General features: G+C 69.6%; 6 protein-coding genes and 1 pseudogene. All 7 read right to left on the bottom strand.

From position 1 onward, the window contains the following. Positions 1–293: pseudogene (locus EHS43_RS31110) on the bottom strand (type VI secretion protein); the annotation flags it as partial. A gap of 15 nt (positions 294–308) precedes the next feature. After that, complete coding sequence (locus tag EHS43_RS31105; protein ID WP_125194033.1) at positions 309–1,718, bottom strand: ATP-binding protein; 1,410 nt, start codon at positions 1,716–1,718, stop codon at positions 309–311. 10 nt (positions 1,719–1,728) lie between these two features. Next, positions 1,729–3,288, bottom strand: a complete 1,560-nt coding sequence (locus EHS43_RS31100; RefSeq protein ID WP_125194032.1) for an SCO6880 family protein — start codon at positions 3,286–3,288, stop codon at positions 1,729–1,731. Further along, positions 3,285–4,610: a hypothetical protein gene (locus EHS43_RS31095; protein ID WP_125194031.1), complete on the bottom strand. Its 1,326-nt coding sequence runs from the start codon at positions 4,608–4,610 to the stop codon at positions 3,285–3,287. The genes EHS43_RS31100 and EHS43_RS31095 overlap by 4 nt, the downstream gene beginning before the upstream one ends. Next, positions 4,600–5,424, bottom strand: a complete 825-nt coding sequence (locus tag EHS43_RS31090) for a hypothetical protein (RefSeq protein WP_125194030.1) — start codon at positions 5,422–5,424, stop codon at positions 4,600–4,602. The genes EHS43_RS31095 and EHS43_RS31090 overlap by 11 nt, the downstream gene beginning before the upstream one ends. Before the next feature lie 196 nt (positions 5,425–5,620). Further along, positions 5,621–5,929: a hypothetical protein gene (locus tag EHS43_RS31085; RefSeq protein ID WP_007383036.1), complete on the bottom strand. Its 309-nt coding sequence runs from the start codon at positions 5,927–5,929 to the stop codon at positions 5,621–5,623. Positions 5,930–6,408: 479 nt separating this feature from the next. Further along, entirely contained in the window at positions 6,409–7,767 is a 1,359-nt protein-coding gene (locus EHS43_RS31080; protein ID WP_125194029.1) for a S53 family peptidase, read from the bottom strand. Positions 7,768–7,969: the final 202 nt, after the last annotated feature.

Raw genomic sequence — 7,969 nt, 5'->3', positions numbered from 1 at the left:
CCGATGAACAGGCCCCAGACCAGGCCGTAGCCGGACAGCTGGTCAACGGGGCTGTCGGGCCAGGCGCCGGGGATGTCCTGGGGGTGGCCGATGAGGTGGCGCATGGCCAGGGGGGTGCGGGTGAAGGTGACGTCCTCGGGCCAGTCGCCGTGGGCGAACAGGCTCGCGAGGCCCGTCGACGTCCAGACCAGCAGGGTCATGCCGAGGAGGAAGGCGAGTATGCCGACCAACAGCCCGTCCGGGACGCCTCCCTGGCCTCCCTGACCGCCCTGGTGGCGGTCGTCCGGTCTCACCACTGCCCGTCCCCCTTACGCCACCGTCGACTCGGAGTCGCCCATGTGCTGCTCCACGAAGGCCGCCGCCCGCTCCTCCGCCTCCAGCTCCGCGGCGAGCAGGGCGTCGTCGTTGAGGTCCGCGGAGGACTCGGTCATCGCGCGGTCGGTGAAGACCAGGGGGCGCTCGGTCTCGGTGACCAGGTGTTTGACCACCTGGACATTGCCGTTGACGTCCCAGACGGCGATGCCGGGAGTGAGGGACGGGATGATCTCCACGGCCCAGCGGGGAAGGCCCAGGACGCGGCCCGTCGCTCGGGCCTCGTCGGCCTTCTGGGCGTAGATCGTCCTGGTCGAGGCCATCTTCAGGATCGCCGCGGCCTCCTTCGCCGCCGCTCCGTCCACCACGTCGGACAGGTGGTGGACCACCGCCACGAAGGACAGGCCGAGCCGGCGGCCGAACTTCAGCAGGCGCTGGAAGAGCTGGGCGACGAAGGGGCTGTTGATGATGTGCCAGGCCTCCTCGACCAGGAAGATGCGCTTCTTCCGGTCGGGGCGGATCCAGGTGTGTTCCAGCCAAACTCCGACGATCGCCATGAGGATGGGCATGGCGATGGAGTTGCGGTCGATGTGGGACAAATCGAAGACGATCAGCGGCGCGTCGAGGTCGATGCCGACCGTGGTCGGGCCGTCGAACATGCCCCGCAGGTCACCGTCGACCAGGCGGTCCAGGACCAGGGCGACATCGAGGCCCCACGCGCGGACGTCCTCTATGTCGACGTTCATCGCCTCGGCGGACTCGGGCTCGGGGTGCCGTAGCTGCTCCACGATGTCCGTGAGGATCGGCTGGCGTTCGACGATCGTCTCGTTGACGTAGGCGTGCGCGACCTTGAGCGCGAAGCCGGAGCGCTCGTCGAGGCCGTGGCCCATCGCCACCTCGATGATGGTCCGCAGCAGGGCGAGCTGGCCGGTCGTGGTGATCGCCGGGTCCAGGGGGTTGAGGCGGATGCCCTGGTCCAGGGCCGCCATCGGGTCGAGCCGGATGGGAGTTATGCCCAGCTCCTGCGCGATGAGGTTCCACTCGCCCGCGCCGTCCTCGCCCTGCGCGTCCAGGACCACGACCTGACGGTCCCGGAAGCGCAACTGCCGCAGGACGTACGTCTTCTCCAGCGCCGACTTGCCGTTGCCGGACTCGCCGAGGACCAGCCAGTGCGGGGCCGGGAGCTGCTGGCCGTAGAGCTGGAAGGGGTCGTAGATGTAGCCCTTGCCGGAGTACACCTCCCGGCCGATGATCACGCCCGAGTCGCCGAGGCCGGGCGCGGCGGTCGGGAGGTAGACCGCCTGTGCCTGGCCGGTGGAGGTGCGGACCGGCAGGCGGGTCGTCTCCACCTTTCCGAAGAGGAAGGACGTGAAGGCGTCGGAGAGGACGGACAGCGGATCCCGCATGCTTTTGCCCCTACCTTCGAATGCCGGTGGCGAACGGAAGCGTGTTCACGAAGGCGCGATGGTGCTCGCGGTCGCACCACTCCAGTTTCAGGTACGACTTTCCGGCCGAGGCCCGGATGGTCCGCTTGTCGCGGGCCAGAGCCTCGGGGGACCGGGAGGAGACGGTGATGTAGCCGACCAGGTTGACCCCGGCCGCGCCGCTCGCGAGGTCCTCGCCGCGCTGGTCGAGGCGGGAGTGGGCGGCCACGTCACGGGGGTCGATCGTGCGGTTCATCTTGGCCGCGCGGGACGCCTCCGCCTCGTCGTTGGTCTTCTCGGTCAGCATGCGCTCGATGGCGATCTCGGTGGGTTCGAGGTCCATCGTGACGGCGACCGTGCGGATGACGTCGGGGGTGTGGACGAGGAGCGGGGCGAGGAAGTTGACGCCCACCGGGGTCATCGGCCACTCCTTCACCCAGGCCGTGGCGTGGCACCAGGGCGCGCGGGTGGAGGACTCCCGGGTCTTCGCCTGGAGGAACGTCGGTTCCATGGCGTCGAGTTCGGCCGGCCAGGCGTTGCGCTTGGTCATCGCCTGGATGTGGTCGATGGGGTGGTCGGGGTCGTACATGGAGTGGATCAGCGAGGCCAGCCGGCCCTGGCCGAGGGGCTGGCGCACCCGGATGTCGGCCTCCTGGAGGCGCGAGCAGATGTCGGTCAGCTCGCGCGCCATGACGACCGCGAGGCCCGCGTCCTTGTCCAGCTTGCGGCCGGACTGGGGGCGGGCGGCGCGGGCCATCGCGTGGGCCTCCGCGGCCAGTTCACGGGTGTAGTGCATGCAGGCGACGAGGTAGGCGCGGTGCTGCTCGCTGCTGGTGGACACCATCGACTGGAGTTGGTCGTACGACGTCTGCAGCCAGGGCAGTGCCTTGTCGTCCCCGCGCAGGGCGACGTCCTTGGCGTGGGCGTCGGGGTCGGCGGGCAGGGTGCGGGCGAGCATCTGGAGGCGGGTGACGAAGCCGTCGCCGTTGGCCACGTGCTTGAGCAGGGTGCCGAAGCGGTCGACGAGGGCTTCCTGGTCCTCGGAGTCGCGCAGGCCGACGCCGGGGCCCTCGATCTCGATGGCGGCGGTGACGGTACGGCGGTCCGCGTGCAGGAGTACGGCGATCTCGTCGGGCCCGAACGGGGCGGCGAGCCAGTTGATCCGGCCGATGCCCGGCGGCGGGCCGACCTCGACCTCGCGGCCGTCGACGTGGGTGCCGGCCTCCATCACGGAGGAGCGGTAGGTGGTGCCCTGGCGCAGGGTGCGCTTGTAACTGCGGTTGATCTCGAACCACTTGTAGAAGGTGCGGCGCTTGTAGGGCACGTAGACCGCGGCCAGTGCGAGCAGCGGGAAGCCCATCAGCAGGACGATGCGCAGGGACAGGACCGGGACGAGGAGCCCGCACATCATGCCGAGGAACGCGCCCACGATGATGAGCGCGATCTCGCCGGTCTCACGGTTGCGGCCGACGATCGCGTTCGGCCGGGCGCGGCCGATGAGATATGTACGGCGGGGCGTGACCGTATGCGACACGTGGGACTCGGTCGTCAACGCCCGTCACCTCCTGTGCTCTTGCTGCTTGCGTTGCGGTTGCCGGCGTGCGGGGTGTTCACCGAGCTGCCCGCGCGGGGAGCGGGAGCGGCGGAGGGGACAGATCCGCCGCCTCCGTTCGGGGTGCGCGAGCTGTGGGCGGCGACTCCGCCGGACGCCGGGTTGCTCGGGCGGGCGCCCGATCCTCCGGAGGCCTGACCGTTGTTGTCGGCCCGGGAGCTGTGGGTCTTGATGCCCTGGGCGACCAGGGTGGCCGGGGAGCTGATGACCGCGGCGGCCTTGCCCTCGGCGTTCTGCATGATGCGGTTGCTGCGGGAGCCGGCGATCTCGTCGCCGAAGCCGGGGACGAAACGGTAGATCATCGCGCTGGCGAAGATGGCGAGCAGGATGATGGCGAGGCCGGAGACGACGGCGGAGAAGGCGTCGGGGCCGTCGTCGGAGGAGAGCGCGCCGGCGAGGCCGAGGACGATGACGATCACCGGTTTGACCAGGATGACGGCGATCATGATGCCGGCCCAGCGGCGGACGTGGCCCCAGAGGTTCTTGTCGACGAGGCCGGCGTAGACGACGGTGCCGAGGAGGGCGCCGACGTAGAGGAGGGCGGCGCGGATGACGAGCTCCAGCCAGAGCACTCCGGCGGCGAGGATGCTCACGAGGGACACGACGATGAGCATGATCGGGCCGCCGCCGATGTCGTTGCCCTTCTCCAGGGCGCCGGAGAAGGTGCCGAAGAAGGTGTCGGTCTGGTCGCCGGTGGCTTTGGCGAGGACCTCGGAGACGCCGTCTGTCGCCGATACGACGGTGTAGAGGATGAGGGGGGTGAAGGCGGACGCGAGGACGGTGAGCCAGAGGAACCCGATCGCTTCGCTGATGGCGGTGGTGAGGGGGACGCCTCGTACCGCGCGCTTGGCGACGGCCAGCAGCCACAGGAGAAGGGTGAGGATGGTCGACGCGGCGAAGACGACCGCGTACTGCTGGAGGAACTTCTGGTTCGTGAAGTCGACGTTCGCGGTCTCCTTCACGGCCTCACTGAGCTTGTCGATGGTCCAGGCGGCGGCCTTGGCGCAGCTCTTGGCGAGGGAGGACATGGGGTCGAGGGTGGAGGTGGGGTCGTCGAGCGACCCGCCGCCCTGCTTGTTGCTGCGGTCGCTCTCGCACAGTTCCCGGGCGGTGCCGCTGATCAGGCTGCAGGCGTCGTCGCTGGCGGTGGGTGACGGCGTGGGTGACGGGGCTGCGAAGGCCCGGGCCGCCAGGAGCATGGCCGTGGCCTGTAGGGCAGTGACCGCCGCGGCGGTCTTGAGTACGTAGCGATTACCGCGCATAGGTGAACCCTCCGTACTCGTCGACGGCCTTCGCCATCTCGTCGGCGCTTGAGGCCGTGTCGTCGCCTGGGACGGGCGTCGGGCCCTGCTTCTGGGACTGGGTGACGACCTTCCAGTCGCCGCCTGTCCACTGGAGTTTCATGGTCACGGTGAACCAGCTGTTGGTGACGGGGTTCGTGGAGTTCTCACCCGCCATGCCGAGCAGGCCGCTGCACCAGACCTCGACGGTCGTGTTGTTCTGCGAGGACTCGGTGACCTTGGTACCGATGGGATTCGTACGGGACACGAAGGTGTAGCCGGCAGGCGTGGAGCCGTCCTCGTTCAGACCGACGGTCTTGTTGAAGGCCGGGGTGTAGGCCCGGTCCAGGTTCGATTGGAAGGCGGCCACGCGCGCAGGGACGACGATGGCTTGGAGCGTCGCGTCGCGCTGGGTCTTGTCGAACATGCCGGTGCCGCCCAGCGCGACCGCGTAGTTCGCCGCCGCGCTCTGGGCCCCCTGGGCGTCGTGCGCGTAACCCGTGGGGATGAGGCCCGGGGTGGACCGCACCGGCTTGGTGCCGCTGGGGGCCGTCGCTGTGGCGTCCGGCTTGCTTCCGGCGGTTTCCGCCGAGGATGCGGAATCGTCTCCTCCGCGGTTCGCGAAGGCGATTGCGGCGATCAGGAGGACGACGACGCCGACGACGGTGACCAGGCTTCTGGAGGACGAGCGGCCGGGGCGGCGGGCGCCGCCGTAGACGTCGCCGGGGCGGTCCGGGTAGCGGGTGCGGGTCTGGCCCGCGCCGCCGTAGCCCTCCTGGTCGTCTCCGAGACTCATGCCCTCACGCCCCCTCGGCGTCGTACGGGAACCCGTAGGAGTACGACGGTAGCCGCGCTGGTTCCCGCGCGGGTGCGGTGTGGTGACTCGACATCAGGGAACGCAACCTCAGCCGGTGGGCACTGCGGACAGGTGGGGTGGAGGGGGTACCGGGTGCGCCCGGCCGGAGTGGAGGTGCGTCGACCGGACGCGGTGGCTATACGGCCATGCCGTACACGATGGTGAAGAGCGTGCCCAGGGAGCCGATGATGAAGACTCCGGTCAGGCCCGCGATGATCAGGCCCTTGCCCTGTTCCGCGCTGAAGGTGTCGCGCAGGGCGGTGGCGCCGATGCGCTGTTTGGCCGCGCCCCAGATGGCGATGCCGAGGCAGAGCAGGATGGCGACCGCCATGACGACCTGGATCATCGTCTTCGCCTCGGTCCCCAGTGCCCCGAAGGGGCCCCAGTCCGGAGCGATCCCGCCGATGATGGTGTTGATGTCTCCCTTGTCGGCCGCAAAGAGCATGTAAGTCACCGCCCCTGGTGGGTAGTTCCGTCTCCCCTGCGTGTGCGCAGAGGTCAGGCCTCATTGTCGCCGACAATTCTGCCGTCGTATGTCGACTTGGCGTCATTGGTTGGCGGGTTTCGTACGAATGACTGTCTGGTCACTCTGTGTATCACGGCAGGTCACGCCGGGCAATGAGGCCTGAGCGGAACCTGAGTGTGGTTCCGTCGTTGACCCCTCTTATGACCTGCGGCGCTTCTGGCACCGATGTTCTGCGGGTGAAGGCTAACCCGGAGGGCCACCGGTATGACGAACGGACCGCGGTCGGGGTGCCCGCGGTCCGCATGTTGACGGAGGGTCAGCTGGTGTGGTGCGGGCACGGCGAACGGGCCGCGACCGAAGTCGCGGCCCGTTGCCCTCGTGCCGTCGAGGGGACCCCACGTCCCCCTCCCGAGGGTGGCGCCCCCGTGACCCTCGGGGACTTGTCAGGGTCTGTCGGTTCAGCCGGTGAATGCGCCGAGGCCCTGCGGCGTGCCCAGGCCGGTCGGGCCGTCGTAGCCCGTCCTGGCGGTGCAGAAGTAGCTCGTGGAGCAGGTGCCGTTGTTGCCGGAGGTCACGTCGTTGAGGGCGGAGGTGTCGGCGTAGGGGTACTTCGCCGGGTAGTCGCTGCTGCCGGGGGTGCCGGCGAGGGCGTACACCGACGCGATGATCGGGGCGGAGGCGCTGGTGCCGCCGTAGGTGTTCCAGCCCGTGCCGTCGGCGCCGTAGGAGTCGTAGACGGAGACGCCGGTGGCCGGGTCGGCGACGGCGGAGACGTCGGCGATCATGCGCTTGGTGCAGCCGGTGTCGGTCTGCCAGCTCGGCTTGGCGTCGTAGGAGGAGCAGCCCGAGCCGGTGCCCTCGGTCGAGCTGGTCTTCCAGACGCTCTCGGTCCAGCCGCGGCTGGTGGAGGAGGTGGACAGCCGGGTGCCGCCGACCGCGGTGACGTACTTGGAGGCGGCCGGGTACTCGGCGCCGTAGCCCTCGTCGCCGGCCGAGACGGTGATGGCGACGCCGGGGTGGTTGAAGTACGAGGAGTCGTAGGAGGTGTCCGAGGAGGACTCGGAGCCGCCGTAGGAGTTGGAGACGAACCTGGCGCCCAGGGAGACGGCCTCGTTCACCGCCTTGCCCAGGTTGGCCATGCTCGCCGAGCTCGCCTCGACCAGCAGGATCTTGGCGTTCGGGGCGATCGCGGAGACCATGTCGAGGTCGAGGGAGATCTCGCCGGCCCAGCCGCTGTCGGCGGCGGGGAGGGAGGTCGTGGAGCCCGTCTGGGAGACCTTCTTGAAGCAGCCGTTGGCGGTGGTGCAGGCCGGCAGGCCGTAGTAGCTGCGGTACGTGGCCAGGTCCGCCGCGGCGTTGGGGTCGTCGTAGGCGTCGACGATGGCGATGGTCTCGCCGGAGCCGTTGTTCGCGGCCGCGTCGGTCAGGCCGTAGGCGTCCTGGAGGTCGCTCGGGCCGTAGCCGGTCGGGGTGGCGGAGGACGCCTTCGGGGAGACGGTCGCGGGGCTGACGCCCTTCTTCGCGGCCTGCTCCTCCTGGAAGGCGGTGGTGCCGCCGGTGACGCGCAGGGCGTTGCAGGCGGCGAAGCCCTTCTTCGGAGTGGTGCCGCACGCGCTCTCGTACGTGACGTGCGCCTTGGCGACAGCGGCCGCGATGGCCTTGCTGCTCAGCTGGTGGGGGGTGGTCGCGGTGGCCGCGCCGGCGTGCGCGGCGGTGCCGAGGCCGGCGAACAGCAGTGCGCCGGTGGCTGCGGCCACGGAGCCGTATCGACGCCATATGCCGGATCTGCGGGGGGTGTTGGGGGTGGACGTACGCAACGTAAAGCCTCCAGGGAGTGGTTGCAGAGGCCTGCGGTGGGGGACCACCGGTGAGGTTCCCGGTGGGGGCGGCGACCCGCGTAGACCATCCCCTTGTTGAGTACGCGACAACAAGACAGGCGACGGAATCCTGACTTCCGCCTTACTGAAGGGCGTTGGGGGATTGCTCGTCGATGGCGGGCGGATGGGCGGAGGATGGCCG

The sequence above is a fragment of the Streptomyces sp. RP5T genome, assembly GCF_003933965.1.
GTDB lineage: Bacteria > Actinomycetota > Actinomycetes > Streptomycetales > Streptomycetaceae > Streptomyces.
The sequence above is the reverse complement of the archived record's forward strand: the minus strand, read 5'-3'. Positions and strand labels throughout refer to the sequence as shown.